The sequence below is a fragment of the Amycolatopsis sp. NPDC051106 genome (assembly GCF_040682775.1).
GTDB lineage: Bacteria > Actinomycetota > Actinomycetes > Mycobacteriales > Pseudonocardiaceae > Amycolatopsis.
Map to the genome: position 1 here is coordinate 14,927 of NZ_JBFBBQ010000045.1, position 16,284 is coordinate 31,210.

General features: G+C 71.8%; 16 protein-coding genes. 7 read left to right on the forward strand and 9 right to left on the reverse strand.

The features are described 5' to 3' along the window. The first annotated feature begins 373 nt into the window (after nt 1-373). The 4 genes from AB0M83_RS29060 to AB0M83_RS29075 are packed head-to-tail and all read left to right on the forward strand — an operon-like array spanning nt 374 to nt 2,525. Nucleotides 374-1,516: a Xaa-Pro peptidase family protein gene (locus AB0M83_RS29060; protein WP_364521572.1), complete on the forward strand. Its 1,143-nt coding sequence runs from the start codon at nt 374-376 to the stop codon at nt 1,514-1,516. Beyond that, nucleotides 1,513-1,968 carry an Lrp/AsnC family transcriptional regulator gene (locus AB0M83_RS29065; RefSeq protein WP_285992032.1) on the forward strand — a complete coding sequence of 152 codons (456 nt, stop codon included), beginning with the start codon at nt 1,513-1,515 and terminating at the stop codon, nt 1,966-1,968. Before AB0M83_RS29060 ends, AB0M83_RS29065 begins: the two co-directional genes overlap by 4 nt. A gap of 46 nt (nt 1,969-2,014) precedes the next feature. Next, nucleotides 2,015-2,239 (forward strand): hypothetical protein, encoded by a 225-nt coding sequence (locus AB0M83_RS29070; RefSeq protein WP_364521573.1) that lies wholly within the window; start codon nt 2,015-2,017, stop codon nt 2,237-2,239. After that, on the forward strand, nt 2,226-2,525 hold the full coding sequence (locus tag AB0M83_RS29075) for a hypothetical protein (RefSeq protein ID WP_364521574.1): 300 nt from the start codon (nt 2,226-2,228) through the stop codon (nt 2,523-2,525). The genes AB0M83_RS29070 and AB0M83_RS29075 overlap by 14 nt, the downstream gene beginning before the upstream one ends. Before the next feature lie 93 nt (nt 2,526-2,618). Here the strand turns inward: AB0M83_RS29075 and AB0M83_RS29080 are convergent, their stop codons facing one another. The 3 genes from AB0M83_RS29080 to AB0M83_RS29090 all read right to left on the reverse strand — a co-directional run bounded on the left by AB0M83_RS29080 (nt 2,619) and on the right by AB0M83_RS29090 (nt 6,027). After that, on the reverse strand, nt 2,619-3,698 hold the full coding sequence (locus AB0M83_RS29080) for a GDSL-type esterase/lipase family protein (protein WP_364521575.1): 1,080 nt from the start codon (nt 3,696-3,698) through the stop codon (nt 2,619-2,621). Between the two features lie 47 nt (nt 3,699-3,745). Continuing rightward, a complete protein-coding gene (locus tag AB0M83_RS29085; RefSeq protein WP_364521576.1) occupies nt 3,746-4,930 on the reverse strand; it encodes a cytochrome P450 in 1,185 nt (394 codons plus the stop codon). 194 nt (nt 4,931-5,124) lie between these two features. Continuing rightward, on the reverse strand, nt 5,125-6,027 hold the full coding sequence (locus AB0M83_RS29090) for a LysR family transcriptional regulator (protein ID WP_364521577.1): 903 nt from the start codon (nt 6,025-6,027) through the stop codon (nt 5,125-5,127). Nucleotides 6,028-6,125: 98 nt separating this feature from the next. Here AB0M83_RS29090 and AB0M83_RS29095 point away from each other — a divergent pair, with 98 nt between their 5' ends. Then, on the forward strand, nt 6,126-6,965 hold the full coding sequence (locus AB0M83_RS29095; protein ID WP_364521578.1) for an oxidoreductase: 840 nt from the start codon (nt 6,126-6,128) through the stop codon (nt 6,963-6,965). Here the strand turns inward: AB0M83_RS29095 and AB0M83_RS29100 are convergent. The 4 genes from AB0M83_RS29100 to AB0M83_RS29115 all read right to left on the reverse strand — a co-directional run bounded on the left by AB0M83_RS29100 (nt 6,962) and on the right by AB0M83_RS29115 (nt 11,813). Beyond that, a complete protein-coding gene (locus tag AB0M83_RS29100) occupies nt 6,962-7,312 on the reverse strand; it encodes a VOC family protein (RefSeq protein ID WP_364521579.1) in 351 nt (116 codons plus the stop codon). The two genes, AB0M83_RS29095 and AB0M83_RS29100, sit on opposite strands and share 4 nt — an antisense overlap. A gap of 562 nt (nt 7,313-7,874) precedes the next feature. After that, nucleotides 7,875-8,549: an ATP-binding cassette domain-containing protein gene (locus tag AB0M83_RS29105; protein ID WP_364521580.1), complete on the reverse strand. Its 675-nt coding sequence runs from the start codon at nt 8,547-8,549 to the stop codon at nt 7,875-7,877. Further along, nucleotides 8,546-9,238: an ATP-binding cassette domain-containing protein gene (locus tag AB0M83_RS29110; RefSeq protein ID WP_364521581.1), complete on the reverse strand. Its 693-nt coding sequence runs from the start codon at nt 9,236-9,238 to the stop codon at nt 8,546-8,548. Before AB0M83_RS29110 ends, AB0M83_RS29105 begins: the two co-directional genes overlap by 4 nt. Continuing rightward, nucleotides 9,231-11,813 (reverse strand): ABC transporter permease, encoded by a 2,583-nt coding sequence (locus AB0M83_RS29115; protein WP_364521582.1) that lies wholly within the window; start codon nt 11,811-11,813, stop codon nt 9,231-9,233. The genes AB0M83_RS29110 and AB0M83_RS29115 overlap by 8 nt, the downstream gene beginning before the upstream one ends. A 286-nt stretch (nt 11,814-12,099) precedes the next feature. Between AB0M83_RS29115 and AB0M83_RS29120 the strand changes: the two genes are divergently transcribed. Further along, a complete protein-coding gene (locus tag AB0M83_RS29120) occupies nt 12,100-13,815 on the forward strand; it encodes a glycosyl hydrolase family 18 protein (protein WP_364521583.1) in 1,716 nt (571 codons plus the stop codon). A gap of 113 nt (nt 13,816-13,928) precedes the next feature. Further along, a complete protein-coding gene (locus tag AB0M83_RS29125; protein ID WP_364521584.1) occupies nt 13,929-14,462 on the forward strand; it encodes a carboxymuconolactone decarboxylase family protein in 534 nt (177 codons plus the stop codon). Here the strand turns inward: AB0M83_RS29125 and AB0M83_RS29130 are convergent. Together AB0M83_RS29130 and AB0M83_RS29135 are read right to left on the reverse strand one after the other, a co-directional pair. After that, nucleotides 14,459-15,412: a zinc-binding alcohol dehydrogenase family protein gene (locus AB0M83_RS29130; protein ID WP_364521585.1), complete on the reverse strand. Its 954-nt coding sequence runs from the start codon at nt 15,410-15,412 to the stop codon at nt 14,459-14,461. The two genes, AB0M83_RS29125 and AB0M83_RS29130, sit on opposite strands and share 4 nt — an antisense overlap. Before the next feature lie 5 nt (nt 15,413-15,417). Continuing rightward, on the reverse strand, nt 15,418-16,278 hold the full coding sequence (locus AB0M83_RS29135; RefSeq protein ID WP_364521586.1) for a dioxygenase: 861 nt from the start codon (nt 16,276-16,278) through the stop codon (nt 15,418-15,420). Between the last annotated feature and the right edge of the window lie 6 nt (nt 16,279-16,284).

The following is a 16,284-nucleotide window of genomic DNA, read 5'->3' on the forward strand; positions in this document are numbered from 1 at the left end:
GCCCGGCGGGTGCCCGGGGGCAAGCCACGCGCACGCGAGCACAGGGGGAGATGCGGCCGCTCGGGCGAGGAGGGTGCGCGGTCGGCTGGGAGTGCTGGTGAACCGAGGGAACTGCCCGGGCGCCGTGCTGTGGGGGAGCGGCATTGCCCGGCGGCGAGGCTACTTCCCCGCCGCCGGGCAACGCCGGGGCTAGGGGAGCGGGCCGGGAAGGTGCCCGGGGCGGGGGTAGCGGGCGAGCCGGCCGGGCGGCGAGCTTCCCCGGGCAGGGGGGCCGGGTCGGCAGGGGAGCGGGGCGGGAGCGGCGTCACCCGGCCCGGCATGTCGCGGGCCCGGGCGGGCGGACCACCCGGGCCGCCCCACTAGGCTCGGCTTCATGTCGCGCCGTTCCCTCCACACGCCCGCCCCCGACGCTGCCGCCCTTCGTGCTCGCCTGGACCGCGCCCGCTCGGCCGCGGCCGCCGCGGACACCGATGCCCTGCTGATCGCGCCCGGTTCCGACCTGCGCTACCTCATCGGCCAGGCCGGCGGCTCGTTCGAGCGCCTCACCACCCTCGTCGTCCCGGCCGACGGCACGCCCGCGCTGGTCGTGCCGAAGCTGGAGGCGCCCGGGTACGCCGACGTCCCCACCGACGAGCTCGGCGTCGAGCTGCTCACCTGGGTGGACGGCGACGACCCGTACGCGCTCGTCGCGGACCGGCTCGGGAAGCCCGGCCGCGTCGCGGTCAGCGACTTCACCCCGGCCCTGCACGTCCTCGCCCTGCGGGCCGCGCTCGGGACGGCCGAGCAGACCCTCGCCGGCCCGGTGGTGCGGGAGCTGCGGATGCGCAAGGACGCCGCGGAGATCGCGTCGCTGCGGGACGCCGGCGCGGCCATCGACCGCGTGCACGCCCGGGTCGCCGAGTGGCTGCGGCCCGGCCGCACCGAGGCGGAGGTCGGCGCCGACATCGCCGCCGCCATCGTCGAGGAGGGCCACGTCCAGGCCGACTTCGTGATCGTCGGCTCCGGCCCGAACGGCGCCAGCCCGCACCACGACGTCTCCGACCGCGTCATCGAGAAGGGTGACGTCGTGGTCGTCGACATCGGCGGCCCGCTGCCGGCCGGCTACAACTCCGACTCGACCCGCACCTACGCCGTCGGCACCCCGCGTGACGCCGACGTGGCCGACACCTACGCGGTGCTGCAGCGCGCCCAAGCCGCCGCGGTGGCCGCGGTGAAGCCGGGCATCACGGCCGAAGCGGTCGACGCGGCCGCGCGCGACGTCATCGCCGAGGCCGGGTTCGGCGAGTACTTCATCCACCGCACCGGCCACGGCATCGGCCTGGACGTCCACGAGGAGCCGTACATCATCGCGGGCAACGCGCTGCCGCTGGAGCCGGGCATGGCCTTCAGCGTCGAGCCGGGCATCTACCAGCCGGGCCGGTGGGGCGCCCGCATCGAGGACATCGTCATCGTCACCGCGGACGGCGTCGAGTCCGTCAACAACCAGCCGCACGAGCTCGTCGTGCTGGACGCATGACGGTCGGCGGCCTGGAGCCGCTGGACCAGGCGATCGTCCAGGAGCTCGCGGCCGACGGGCGGCGCAGCTTCACCGACCTCGCCGAGCGGGTCGGGCTGTCGGTGTCGGCGGTGCACCAGCGGGTGCGCCGCCTCGAGCAGCGCGGGGTCATCCTCGGCTACACCGCGCGGCTCGACGGCGAGCAGATCGGCCTGCCGCTGACGGCGCTGATCTCGCTGACGCCGAACGACCCGGGAGCGCCGGACGACTACCCGCAGCGGATCCAGCACATCAAGGAGATCGAGTCGTGCTACTCCGTGGCCGGCGACGAGTCCTACATCCTGCTGGTGCGCGTCCAGTCGCCGCTGGCCCTGGAGGACCTGCTGCGCCGGATCCGCGAGGCCGCGAAGGTGTCGACGAGGACCACGGTGGTGCTCTCTACGCCGTTCGAGGGACGTTCGCCGACGTTCTGACGCCGGCGCCCCGCCCGGCGACCGGGGCGCTGGTACGGTAAAAGGTATGGCAACACGTAAGGTCACTCTTTCGCTGGACAGCGGCGCCCTGGACTTCGCCGAACGCGCCGCGAAAGCACACGGGATCTCGGTCTCGTCCTGGCTGTCGAAGGCAGCCCGGCGCGAGGCGGTACGCACGGGCTACACCCCGCAGAAGCCGGAGCCGGCCGTCGCGGAACTCGACGAGGCCGAGCGCGCGGCGGCGGAGAAGGATCTGCGTGCGCAGGGGTGAAGTCTGGACGTACCACCCCCCGACCGAACCGGCCCGGCAGCGCACCGTGGTGCTGCTGTCCTCGGACGGGGTGAACGAGTCCGAGCGCCCCTGGCTGCTCGGCACCGAACTGCTCGAACGCGACCCGCAAGACATCCTCGGCGTGGCGGTCGACGCCCGCTACTGGGTGTCGACGCTGAACCTCACCCGGCTCTACCGGCCCTGGTTCGACGAGCGCATCGCCGAGATCGACCTCGACGTCCAAGAGCGCATCGACATCGCCCTGCGAGCCGCTCTCGATCTTTGAGTGTATAACGGCCTATACTGCTCGACAGTGGTCGAAAAACAGCAATCCGGTAAGCAAGCATGTCACCCCTAAAACCGCCAAGAGCGAAGGGGATCAGCGGGCCACGACCTCCGGGGCGGCGTGCAGCTTCCCGTCCGCGCCCGCGAGGCAGGACGCGTTGCCGTCGCGGGCCGCGATGAACTCCGTCAGGCAGTTCGCGATCGCCGCGTGGCCGGCCGCGTTGGGGTGGAACGACTCCTGGAGCGCGTGGCCCGCGCGGTCGGCCTTGCCGAGGTCCGCCAGCTGGAGCGTCAGGCGGGTGAACCACTCCGTCGCCGGGTTGGCGCCGCCGCTGCACGCCTCGTGCTTCACGCCGGCCTTCGCCAGGTCCAGGAACCGGGCGCCGGTCTGCTGGGCGGCTGTCTTCAGGCCGGCGGAGAGCACGCCGATCCCGGTCTGGGAGATCCAGCGCAGGTCTTCGACTCGGAACGGGCAGCCGTTGAGGCTGCGCAGGTCCTCCGGCAGGTCGGGGCCGATCGGGGCGGCGTAGGACTGCAGGATCAGCTGGTAGTCGGCGGGGACGTACCCGGCGGCCGCCAGCACCTTCTTCACGTCGGAGACGGCGGTGACGACCTTCGGCACCATGGCGTCCACTTTGGACTGCCAGGTCTGCTTGAGCGCGGTGCTGCACGGCGGGCCGCCGGCGTTGAACCACGCCTTGAAGCAGTCGTTCACCTGGTTGGAGAACTTCGGGTCGTCGTTCGCGCCGACGGCGATGACGACCGCGGCGACGCGGTGGTCCTTGACCAGTGCGGCGAGCTGCTGTGCTTGCGAAGGTTCGGTCCACTGCTTGATGTCGCCGAGGGCGACCTGTTCGGCGGGTGCGCCGGAGCAGCCGAGGTTGACGTGGGCGGTGATGCCGGGGACGGCGATCTTGTCGACGAAGGCGTTGGGGGAGCGGTGGCACCAGTTGCCGCCCTGGCCGTTGGTGGTGGCGGTGTACTGGCCGGCGCCTTCGCCGGAGACGGTGCTGTCGCCCATCGCGACGACGGTGAGCGGTCCGGTGCCGGGTGGTCCTTGGCGGGGTTGTGGTTGGCCGTTCTTGCTTTCGGAGCCGAAGAAGACGAAGAAGCCGGCCAGCAGGGCCACGCACGCGAGGACCAAGGCTCCCCAGTACCACTTGAGACGTCGCATCGTCGTCGAGTCTACGGATCAGGGGTGGGAGCGGGGTGCGTCGCCGGTCACGCGGAGCGCTTGACGGCTTGGCGGGGGATCAGTTCGACGGGGAGTTCGCGGACTCCGAAGATCATGGGTGAGGGGTAGCCGATCTGGACGCCGTCGCGGACGCGGATGTCGGCGAAGCGGTCCAGCAGTTGTTCGAAGACGACTCGTCCTTCGAGCCGGGCGAGGGGTGCGCCGAGGCAGAAGTGGACGCCGCCGCCGAAGGCGAGGTTGGTTTCCTTGCGGGGGCGGGGGTCGAACTCGGTGGCGCGGGTGTGGTGGCGGGGGTCGCGGTTGGCGCCGAGGACCCAGGGGGTGACCATCGCTTTGGCGGGGATGGTGACGCCGCCGAGTTCGACGTCGGTGGTGGTGATCCGCAGGAGGCGCATGATCGGGGGTCGGTGGCGGGTGACTTCTTCGAGGAGGCTGGGGATGAGGCCGGGGTCGCGGCGGACCGCGGCGGCGGCGTCGGGGAATTCGTGCAGGGACAGCACGGTGTTGCCGAGCATCATGGTGGTGGTGATGTGGCCGGCGGCCAGGAGCAGGGAGGCGAAGTTGAGGACTTCGTGGTCGGCGAGGTGTTCGCCGTCGACTTCGGCGTGGGCGAGTGCGCTGAAGAGGTCGTCTTCGGGGTCGCGGCGCCGTTGGGCGAGCAGGGCGGCGAGGTAGGTCTCCATGACTTCGGTCAGGGAGGTGCCGTCTTCCTGGGGGGCGCCGCCGGCGAGGAGGGCGTCGGCCCAGCCGCGGTAGAGGGTGCGGTCTTCGGGTGGGATGCCGATGAGGTCGCCGATGACCACGACGGGTAATGCGTAGGCGAGGTCGCGGATGAGGTCGGGGTCGTCCCGCTGCGCCATTTCGGTGATGAGGGTGTCGGTGGCGGTCACGATCCGCGGTTCGAGGTCGGCGACGACTTTGGGGGTGAAGGCTTTGCTGACCAGTTTCCGCAGCCGGTGGTGGACCGGTGGGTCGACGGCCGCCATGTTGCCGCGGACGGCTTCGGCGGTGTCCGGGAGGAGTAGTCCCGGGTCGGAGGAGAACGATTGGTGATCGGTGAAGATGCGGCGGACGTCGGCGTGCCGGAATACGTGCCAGGTTTCGTTGTCGTCCTCGATGACCGGGTGGTTCTCGCGCATTTCGTCGACCCAGGTGAACAGGGCGGATCCGCCGTCTTCCAGTGACGGTGGGCGGACTTCGGGCGAGTTCATTCCCGCGGCTCCTTTGCTGAAACCGATTTCCCCAGAGCGAAGGAATTCGCTTCGTTGACTTTGAACAGGCTATGGGCGTTGCCGGTTGGGCGTCAACGAGAAAAGGTGATCATCGGGGTCAACCAAATGGGCTGGTGAATCAACTTTCGATGTGAATGGGGCGGGATCGGGCAACCTTCCCGATTCGGGTGGCGTTATCCGGCTTCGGTCAGGTCGGTGGTCGCCGCGAGTTCGGCGGCGACGTCGGCGATGACCGGGATCGCGGGGTTGTCGTGGCCGGGTACCCACACGAGTTCGGTGCGGGCGACGTCGTTCTCGAGCGGTACGAACGCGACGCCGCCGCGTCGGAGGCTGTGGGAGGAGCGGGTCAGGCGGGTGACGCCGACGCCGGCCGCGACGAGGCCCAGGAGTCCCTGGACGGTGGCGGCCCGCTGGACGACGTGCGGGGTGAAGCCGGCGGCGGCGAAGTCGGCGTCGTAGCTGCGGTGCCAGGGTTCCCAGGTGCTGCGCGGGGTGAGCACCCACGGTTCGCCGGCCAGGTCGGCGAGCTTCAGTGAGGCGCGCTCGGCGAGCGGGTGGCCGGCCGGGAGGACCGCGCACACTTCCTCGGTCAGCAGGGTCCGGGACGTGAGTCCTTCCACCAGTGGCGGCCGGGTGAACGCGAGGTCGAAGCGGCGTTCGCGCAGGCCGTCGACGAGTTCGGCGATCGGGGCTTCGGCCGTGGTCACCGCGAGGCCGGGGAAGCGCTCGCGGACGGCGCGGACGACCGGGGGCAGCAGGTAGTTGGCCGTGGTGGTGAGGAACGCGAGCCGGACGGTGCCGATCTCGCCGCGCACGGCGCGCGCGAGGGTCGCGACGGCTTCGTCGGCGCGGGCGAGGACCGCGCGTGCTTCCGGCAGGAAGAGTGCGCCGACGGCGGTGAGGCGGGTTCCGCGGGGGTCGCGGTCGAACAGCCGTGTGCCGAGGGTGCGTTCGAGCACGGTGATCTGCTGGGAGAGGGACTGCTGGGCGATGTGCAGGCCGGCGGCGGCGCGCGTGAAGCTGGTTTCGTCGGCGACGGCGACGAAGTAGCGAAGCTGCCGGAGCTCAGGAGTCACAGGCTGGGACTGTAGCCCCGGCAGGAGATCGGTGTTGGCGGAGTGGTCGTGATCGTCCCCAGGATGGCAGGGAGGAATCCACTGGGAGGAACGCGAAGATGACGAACACCGACGGCCGCGTCTGGCTGATCACCGGTTGCTCTTCCGGGTTCGGCCGGGAGATCGCGCTGGCGGCACTGGCCGCGGGTGACCGGGTGCTGGCCACCGCGCGGCGGCCGGAAACCCTGTCCGGGCTGCGGGAGCGTGGCGGGGACCGGGTCCGGACCGCGGCGCTGGACGTCACCGATGCCGGGCAGGTCGAGGCCGCGGTGAAGACGGCGCTCGAGGAGTTCGGCCGGATCGACGTCGTGGTCAACAACGCCGGCAACGGCTCGGTCGGCGCGGTCGAGGAGCTCACGTTGGAGGAGCTGCGCGCGCTGATGGAAGTGATGTTCTTCGGTGCGGTGGCGGTGACCAAGGCGGTGCTGCCGCACCTGCGGGCCCAGGGCAGCGGCACGGTGGTGCAGATCAGCTCGATGGGCGGGCAGCTGTCGATGCCCGGCTTCGGCGCGTACTCCGCGGCGAAGTACGCGCTGGAGGGCCTGTCCGAGGCGCTGGCGGCGGAGGTCGCGCCGTTCGGGGTGCGGGTGCTGATCGTGGAGCCGGGCGCGTTCCGCACGGAGTTCGGCGGCGGCCGGATGCACCGCTCCCGCACGATCGACGCGTACGCGGTGTCGACGTCGGGCACGCGGGACGCGGTCGAGTCGATGGACGGCACCCAGCCGGGCGACCCGGCCAAGGCGGCCGCGGCGATCGTGCGCGCGGTCGGCAGTGCCGACGCGCCGTTGCACCTCGCGCTGGGAGCGGACGCCGTGGAAGCGATCCGGGCCCAGCACGAGGCGCTCGCGGCGGACCTGGCGGCCTGGGAGGAGGTCAGCCGGTCGACCGCGCTGGACTAGGCCGGATCCTGCAGCAGGCCGAGGACGTTGCCGTCGGCGTCGGTGAAGGTCGCGACCAGGCGGCCGTTGCCGACGTCCTTCGGTTCGTCCTTGACCTTCGCGCCGGCGGCGGTCACCTCGGCGAGCTTGCCTGCGAGGTCGGTGACGTGCCAGTAGGTCACCGGGCCGGTCATGCCCTGCTGCGCGCCGTTCGGCACGAGGCCGATGTGCTGGCCTTCGGTGTCGTAGCCGACGTAGTAGGGGGCGTCGGCCTGGGGTTCGGTGCCGAGCAGGGCGGTGTAGACGGCTTTGGCGGCGGCGAGGTCGGTGACGGGGTGGAGAACGGTCTTGATCCCCTGGGTGCTCATCGCGGGTGCTCCTGAAGTCGGTGGTGCGGTACGGCGATGACGCTATTCGCGGTCCGCTGACCAGCGCTTCTCGATTCCTGATCGGTTGGGTGTGGTCCCTGGGGGCGTGGCCAGGGTTCCGGCAAAGTCGCGGGTTCAGCCACCTGGCTTCCGCCGCTGCCGTGCGACGGATCCCAGCCCACTCGCCCGCGGTCCGGACGTCGCGAATGAGTCATTCCGGACGCCAGACGCCCCCAATGACTCATTCGCGACACCGAACCCGGCCAAGCCGGGTCCGGTGTCGCCTCCGCCTCGGCAGCGCCTCAACCGCCGCAGCCGGATACAGAGGTCCTGAATGACCCATTCAAGACCTCTGCCCAGGGCGCGCGCCCATGGCCTGCGCCGGGGCAGCCAGGCTGGTGACTTTGCCAGAACCCTGGGGGGCACGGCGGGCACGAATGCCGTGAATGACTCATTCCTGGCGCCGGACGCCGTGAATGAGTCATTCACGGCGCCGAAGGCATCTCGGCGCCGGGCGGCGACGAGTCCGCGTGCCGGGAGTCGCACGCTGGGGAGACCTCGGTCAGTCGAGCAGAGCGGTGAGGACTCCGTCGAGGAGGCGGACGCGGCGGTCGGCGATGCGGTGGACCTCGTCGTCGTGGGTCGCGACGATCACCGCCGCTCCCTCGGCGGCGCAGCGGCGCAGCAGCCGCAGGACCCGGGGGGTGCTGCCGGCGTCGAGGTGGGCGGTCGGCTCGTCGGTGAGCAGTACCCGGGGCCTCCCGGCCACCGCACGCGCCAGGGCGACCCGTTGCTGCTGCCCGAACGACACCTCGAGGGGATAGCGGTCGCCGAGCTCGCCGATCCCCAGCTCGTCCAGCAGTTCGGTGACCCGGTCCTGGATCACCGCGGGGGACGGGCGGGGTACGTCGGAGCGCAGCCGCAGCGGCAGGGCGACGTTCTCGGCGATCGTCAGTTCGTTGGCGAGCCCGAGGGCCTGCGGCAGCACAGCGCAGGTGTGCCACGGCGGTGCGCCGCTGATGGGGACGCCGTCGAGGAGCACGCAGCCGGAGTCGGGGGAGTCGAACCCGCACAGCAGTGCCAGCAGTGCGCTCTTGCCCGACCCGGACCGGCCCGACACCGTGACGAGCTCGCCGGCGGCGACGCGGAGTTCGAGCCCGCGCAGCACTTCGATGTCGCCGCTGGGGTGGGCGAAGCTGCGGCGGAGCCCGACGGCTTCCAGCATGGACTCGGTCATGGCTGCGGTTCCCGTTCTTCGACGGCGTCGAGCGTGCCTTTGTGCAGCCGGGCCACGCGCGCGCCGAGGTCGATGAGGCGTTCGTCGTGGGAGGCGACCAGGACCGCGAAGTCCTGGTCCACCAGGTACTGCAGGGTGTCCAGCACGAGGTCGGCCGAGCCCTCGTCGAGCTGGGAGGTCGGTTCGTCGGCGAGGATCACCGTGGAGCGCGCGGCGAGCACGCACCCGAACGCGAGCCGCTGCTGCTGGCCGCCGGAGAGCGCGGAGATCTTCCAGTCGCCGGTGCCGTGCAGGCCGAGCTGCCCGAGGATGTCGCCGGGGTCGCAGTCTGTTCCGGCGGCTTCGGCCGCGGCCCGCAGGTTCTCGGCGACCGAAAGGTAGCCGAGCAGGTTATCGGACGGGTTCTGGAACACCAGCCCCAGGTGGTGGCGCCGCAGGGCGCGCCGTTCGCGGTGCTTGAGCTTGCGGACGTCGGCGCCCTGGAAGGTCAGGGTGCCGCGCACGGGCTGTTCGAAGAGGCCGAGCACGCGCAGCAGCGTCGACTTGCCGGAGCCCGACGGTCCGGCGAACACGGTCATGCCGCGGGCGGGGACGTCGAAGCTGATGTCGTCGACGCCGGTGACGACGCCGGCCGGGGTCGGGTAGTCGACGCCGATGCCGCGCAGGGAGAAGATCGGTTTGTCAGGCACGGATCAGCTCCGCGGTCCGGGCGGTGCGCACCGAGCGCACCGCGATCCAGCCGGCCATGGCCACCACGAGCACGCCGACGACCAGCACGGTCAGCACGAACGGCAGCGGGTCGGGCAGCTCGGAGCGCGGCGCGAGGAAGGTCGCCGGGTCGAACCGCGGCACCGACAGCCCGGCCACGGAGACACCGCAGACCACGCCGACGACGATCGCCAGCCCGCTGAGCGCGCCCAGTTCCATCAGGTGGCTCGCCAGCAGGGTCCGTGGCCGCATCCCCATCCGCAGCACCAGCGCTCCGGCGAGGGCGTTCTGGCGGCGCCGGACCTCGACCGCGACGAGCAGGGCGAGGATCGCCACGACGCCGAGGACCGCGCCGAGCAGCGCCACGAACGAGAACGTCCACGACACGACGAAGAACGGCAGGCTGTCCAGTGCGCTCTCGCGGCTGATCCGGTTGGGGATGAACACGCCCGCGGCGCGCAGGGCGGCGGTCGCGTCGGCCATCGGCGCGCCGGTCAGGACGCTCCACTTCGGAATCCGGTCGAGCTGCCCGTGGTCGAGCGCGGTGCGGGACACGACGTAGCCGGGGGAGGTGCCGATCATCGGGAACACCGGCAGGTCGGCGACGGTGACGGCGTCGCGCAGCCCGTCGGGCAGCTGGGTGGTCTGCTTCGCGGTGTGGCCGACGCGGATCACCGGCGTGCCGTTCGGGTTCGGCTGGGAGATCTGCCGCAGCAGCCCGTCGAGGTCGCCGGCCGGGACGTCGCCGGCGGCGGCGCCCTTGGTGAACGTCGCGGGATCGACGACCAGCACGACGCCGCCGGTGCCGGTCAGTTCGCCGACGACGGTGCTGTTCTGCGCGAGCGCGGCGGGCATCGCGACGGTGCCCATCCCGATCGGGCTGTCGGTGTCGAGGCGGGCGTTGCCGCCGACGAAGATCGACGACTTCGTGTCGAGCGCGGCTTCCTGGCCGTTGGCGATGCCGATGCCGGTGGCCAGCGTGCCGATGGCGAGGGTGCCGATGACCAGGACGCCGGTCACCGGGGCGCGGGCGCCGGCCAGCCGCCGGATCGCCAGCTGCAGGGCCGGGCGCGACCAGAACCGGGCCCGGTGGGAGGCGTGCAGGGCCAGCCACGCCAGCCGCGCGGTCAGCAGGCCGACGGTGAGCACGACGAACACCGGGTAGGTCAGGGCCAGCGGATCGACCTGGGGTAAGGGATTTCCGAGGCGTGAGCCGGTGCTGTAGTGGGCCAGGCGGGTCCAGCCGAGCCACGCCATGCCGGCTGTCGCGAGCTCCCACGGGAAGTACCCGAGCAGCCGCATGCGGTTGCCTTCGCGGCGGATGCGGCCGAGTTCGAACTCCCGGTGCGCCCGCACGGCGACGACCAGGGCCAGCAGCGCGAGCGACAGCACCAGCACGCCCGCGGCGACGACGCCGGCGCGCAGTTCGGCTTCGGGGTCGGGTACGCCGGGTGGGCCGTACACGCCGAGCAGCAGGCGGGCGGCGGCGGCGCCGAGGGCGCCGCCGAGCAGGATCGGCAGCCCGAGTTCGGCGACGGCGAGGCCGCCGAGGGCACCCGGGCCGCTGCCGCGGGCGGAGAGCAGCCGCAGCTGGGCGTGCCGGCGCTGGTACCACTGGAGGGCGACGGTGCCGAGGCCGGCGCAGCCGACCAGGACGCTGATCAGCGCGAGTGGCAGGATCGAGACGAACACGTTGTCCTGGGCCTGGCGGGCGATCTGCACGGAGCGTTCGAACGTCGGGACGTCGGCGGCGACCAGGTTCCCGAGCCCTTGGGCGGTGAGGTCCGCGCGGACGTCGGCGATGAGGTCGCGAGAGCGTTGCAGCAGGTCTTCGGCCGCGCTGAGCGTGGCCGGGGCCGGTTCGTAGAACGAGATGTGGAAGTACTGCATCTTCGGCAGGCCGATCGCCGCGACCGCGTCGTCGAAGGTCTTGCGGTCGGTGGCGAACACGATCGAGTCGATCGGGTCGTTGGCCAGCCGGTCGACGACGGCGCCGGACTGCTGCGAGCACCACCAGCGCGGCGGCGGGTCGAGCAGGTCGCGGTAGATGCCGGTGACCGGCGGCAGCCCGATGCCCTGGATGCTGGGTTTGGTGCCGACGCCGATGTGCTCGGCGTCGGCCACGACGTTGCCGAGCCACAGCCCGGGCGCGCGGGTGCCCTGCTGCAGTGACAGGTTGTCCAGACCGGCTTGGTCGCGGTAGGCGAGGCGGATCTTGTAGTTCGGGTCGCCGTTGAACTGGGTGCCGGGCAGGACGGTGGTGTACTGGCCGACGACCGGCGCGCCGAAGCCGTGCGCGCCGGCGTGGCGTTGCACCGCGCCGGTGACGGCCGGGATGTCCTTGACCGGGATGTTGCCCTTGCCGAAGACCGGGCCGTAGCTGTCGGGGCAGGTGATCCCGCTCTGGTAGGCGATCGTCGCGCCGCCGGCGGCGGAGGCCTGCAGGACCGCGGCCGTGCCGAGGAAGCAGGCGAGCAGCGAGGTCACCGCCGCGACGATCAGGGTGAGCGGGCTGGAGAGGGCGGCCTTCGGTGCCGCACGCCACGGCTTGGTCACTCTGCGCTGTCCAATCGTCCCCCATTTCACCCGCATGGACGCGCACGCTACCGGCAGATCGCAGGAGTTGGCACGTTTTTGTATCCGATTGTTGCTCACAGTCGGTCATCGACCGGCGAAATGGGAAAGAAGCAACGCGTGGCGCCATCCGGCCGGTTTAGTGGTCTGGACCTTGACGCCGATATTGGTCTGATCCAATCCTGGAGACGTTCTCGCCGTGTTACGCCGCGGCACGGCTCCCGCCGGCACTGGAGCGCAGATGCGTCGACGCAGATCTTTCTCTCGAATGTCCGTTTTGCTGGCCCTGACAGCGATTTCGGCCGGTTCACTGGCCGGCGTGGCCGGGACCGCCCAGGCCGCGACGCCGCTGCCCGCGCACGTTTTCGCGCCCTACTTCGAGGCCTGGACCGGCGAGAGTCCCGCCGCGCTGGCCCAGCAGTCGGGCGCCAAGCACCTCACGATGGCCTTCATCCAGGCCGCCACCAAGGGGTCCTGCACCGTCTACTGGAACGGCGACACCGGGATGCCGATCGCGAACTCGACGTTCGGGCCGGACATCGCCACCATCCGCTCCCGCGGCGGCGACGTCATCCCGTCCTTCGGCGGCTACACCGCCGACAACACCGGCACCGAGATCGCGGACAGCTGCACCAGCGTGGACTCGATCGCCGCGGCCTACGAGTCGGTGCTCACCACCTACGACGTCCCCCGGCTCGACATGGACATCGAAGACAACTCGCTCACCAACTCCGCCGGCATCGACCGCCGCAACAAGGCCATCAAGAAGGTCCAGGACTGGGCCGCGGCGTCCGGGCGGTCGCTGCAGATCTCCTACACCCTGCCCACGACAACCCGCGGCCTCGCCGACAGCGGCCTGGCCGTGCTGCGCAACGCCGTCGCCAACGGCACCCGCGTCGACGTGGTCAACATGATGACCTTCGACTACTACGACAACGCCGCCCACCAGATGGCCACCGACACCCAGACCTCGGCGAACGGGCTCGTCTCCCAGCTCGGCGCGCTGTACCCGGGCAAGACGCAGGCGCAGCTGTGGGCGATGGTCGGGATCACCGAGATGATCGGCGTCGACGACTTCGGCCCGGCCGAGACCTTCACGACCGCCGACGCGGCCACCGTCTACAACTGGGCGGTCGCCAAGGGCATCAACGAACTGTCGTTCTGGGCCCTGCAACGCGACAACGGCAGCTGCCCCGGCGGCGCCGCCGCGGACAACTGCTCCGGCATCGCCCAGGACACCTGGTTCTTCAGCCACGCCTTCGCGCCGTTCACCGGCGGCACGACCGTGCCCGGCAACGACTTCTCCCTCGCCGCCACCCCGGCCTCGGCCGCGGTGAACCCGGGTGCCTCGACCTCGGCGACGATCGGCACCGCCGTCACGTCCGGCTCCGCCCAGCCGGTGACGCTCTCGGTCTCCGGCGCGCCCGCCGGCGTCACCGCGTCGGTCAGCCCCGGCTCGGTCACCGCGGGCGGCAGCGCGACCCTCTCGATCGCCACGACGTCGGCCGCGGTTCCCGGCGTGTACCCGCTCACCGTGACCGGCTCCGGGACCTCCGGCAGCCACAGCGCCACGTTCACTCTCACGGTCAACGGAACCGCTCCTACCGGCTCGGTCGTCAACGGCGGGTTCGAGACCGGCGCCCTGAGCCCGTGGAGCGCCGCGGGCGACGCGATCGTCGCGTCACCGGCCCACTCCGGCACTCACGCGCTGCAGATCGTGCCCACCTCCTCGGCCACCGGGGAAGCGGCGCAGAACGTCACGCTCGCGCCGAACCACGCCTACACGCTCAAGGCGTGGGTGCAGGGCAGCTACGCCTACCTCGGGGTCCGGGGCGGCGCGAACGCCAGCACCTGGACCTCGAGCAGCGGCTGGACCCAGCTGTCGGTGCCGTTCACGACCGGCGCGTCCGGCGCGGTGACGGTGTACGTCCACGGCTGGTACGGCCAAAGTGCCCTCTACGCCGACGACGTCACCATCGGCTGAACCCTCGGCTGATCCTTTCGGCGGCGGCCCGGTTGGGCAACGCGGAGGTTGGCCGGGCCGCCCTCGACCGAAAGACTTCACGGGAGATCGTTCACCACCCGCGAGGAGATCCGATGCCGCACATCCCGCTCGACCCGCAGCTGCCCGGCATCTCGGCGCTCTTCGCCTACCGGCCGGAGACCGCGGCGCCGCTCGGGCAACTGGGCCAGGTCCTGCTGCGCGGCCCCAGCACCCTGACGATCGGGGAGCGCGAGCTGATCGCCACGCTCGTCTCGCAGGGCAACGAGTGCCGCTTCTGCACCGGCAGCCACGCCGCGGTGGCGGCCCAGACCATCGAGGGCGGCCGGGCCGTCGTCGACGCCGCGTGCGGCGGGATCGACGACGCCCCCGTGTCGGCGAAGCTCAAGGCACTGCTGCGGATCGCGCTCGCCGTGCGGGAGACCGGCCGCGCGGTCACCGAGGAGCTGGTCGCCGCCGCACGCGCGGAGGGCGCGACCGACACCGAGCTGCACGACACGGTCCTGATCGCGGCGGCCTTCTGCATGTTCAACCGGTACGTCGACGGCCTGGCCACGGTCGTGCCGGACGACGAGGCCGTGTTCGACCTGATCGGCAAGCGGCTGGTCGAGAACGGCTACGGCCGCTAAGGCACCAGCACGATCCGCCCCGGGCGGGTCCACGCATCACCCGCGTCGCGCAGGGGGACGCGTTCGTAGTCGACGGTCAGCGCCCCGGTCATCGCGTGCCGCACCACCGTGAGGAGTGCTTCGCGGCGGCGGCCGGGGTCGAGCTCGTTGTTCGTGTAGCCGTGGATGTGCAGTGACTTGCCGCGCAGCACGGCCGAGGACACCGGGCACTCGTCGCCGGCCGCGCTCCCGAGGTTCACCAGCCGCCCGCCCGGGCGCAGGGCGCGCAGTGCCGCCGCGGCCGGGATCCCGGACACCGGGTCGATGACGAGGTCCACCGGGACTTCACCGAGGCGGCGCGCCAGGCTGTCGACGTCGTCGTCCTCGGTCAGCCGCACGACGCTGTCCGCGCCGAGCCGCCGGGCCCGCTCCAGCGCGGCGGCCGAGCGCGCGCACGCGACGACGTGCCCGGCCCCGGCCACGCGGGCCAGCTGCACCGCCGACTGGCCGACCACCCCGCCGGCGCCCAGCACCAGCACGGTCTCACCCGGGGTGAGGTTTCCCTTCCACGTCAAGCACATCCACGCCGCGACCGCCGACAGACCGAGCGCCGCCACGAGCGCGTGATCCGCCCCCGGCGGCAGGACCACCAGGTCATCCGGTGCTACGACGACGTGCTCGGCCATGCTGCCGTCCCCGGGCCGCATACCCGCGGTCGTGGCGAACCAGACCGCGGTCCCGGCCGCCTCGGTCGGCGTCGGGCGCGTCAGCACCCCGACTCCCTGGACGCCCGGCACGTAGGGCGTCTCCGGCGCGCCGAAGTAGGAGGTGCCGGACGCGCAGAGCAGGTCGAGCGGGGTGATCGGCGCGGCCGTGACACTCACCGCGACCTCACCCACCCCCGGCTCGGGCACCGGCCGGTCGGCCACCACCGGGGAACCGCCGGCCGCCCGGATCTCCGCCGCGCGCACCGGGCTCAGACGGGCTGGAGGACGAAGTCGTAGCGCGCCTCGAGCCACGGCTCGGCCGACTCCCCGCCGTCGGGCGTCGGTCCCGGGTCGCGGGACTCGAAGGTGACGACCAGCTCCTGCTTGGTGCCGAACACGACGTCGCTGTCGAGGTACTCGGCGCCTTCCTGGAACAGGTGCGTGATCAGCGGCTCGTAGCCGGCCGCGTTGATCAGGAAGTGCACGTGGGCCGGGCGGAAGTGGCTGATGTCCGTGCCGCGGATGAGCTCGCCGACCGGGCCGTCCATCGGGATCGAGTACCCCTTGGGCGCGATGGTGCGCAGGCAGTAGGTCCCGTCGGCGCGCGTGGCGTACTTCGCGCGCAGCCGGGCTTCGTCGATGTCCGCGATCTGTGATTCGTACGCGCCTTCTTCGTCGGCCTGCCAGACGTCGAGGACCGCGCCGGCGACGGGGGAGCCGTCGAGGCCACGGACGGTGCCGGTGACGTAGAGCGGGGTGCCGGGCAGGCCGTCGGACATGTCACCGCCGAACCGCTTCTCCGGCGAGCCGTCGATGTGGAACGGGCCGAGCACGGTGGCCGGGGTCGCCTTGGCGTCGAAGGCGTGGTTCATCTGCACCACCAGCATGCTCAGGCCGAGCACGTCGGAGGCGAGGATGAACTCCTCCCGCTTCTCGTTGCTGATCTGCCCGGTTTCGGTCAGCCACCGCATGGCGGCCATCCATTCGGTCTCGCTCAGCCGCACTTCGCGGGCGAAGGCGTGCAGGTGCCGGACGAGAGCGGCCATGACCTCCGCCGTCCGCGGGTCGTGCGCGCTCGACCAGCGCTGCGCGGCGAGCTCGGTGATGTTGTCCTCGGTGACGAGCTGCATCGGCGT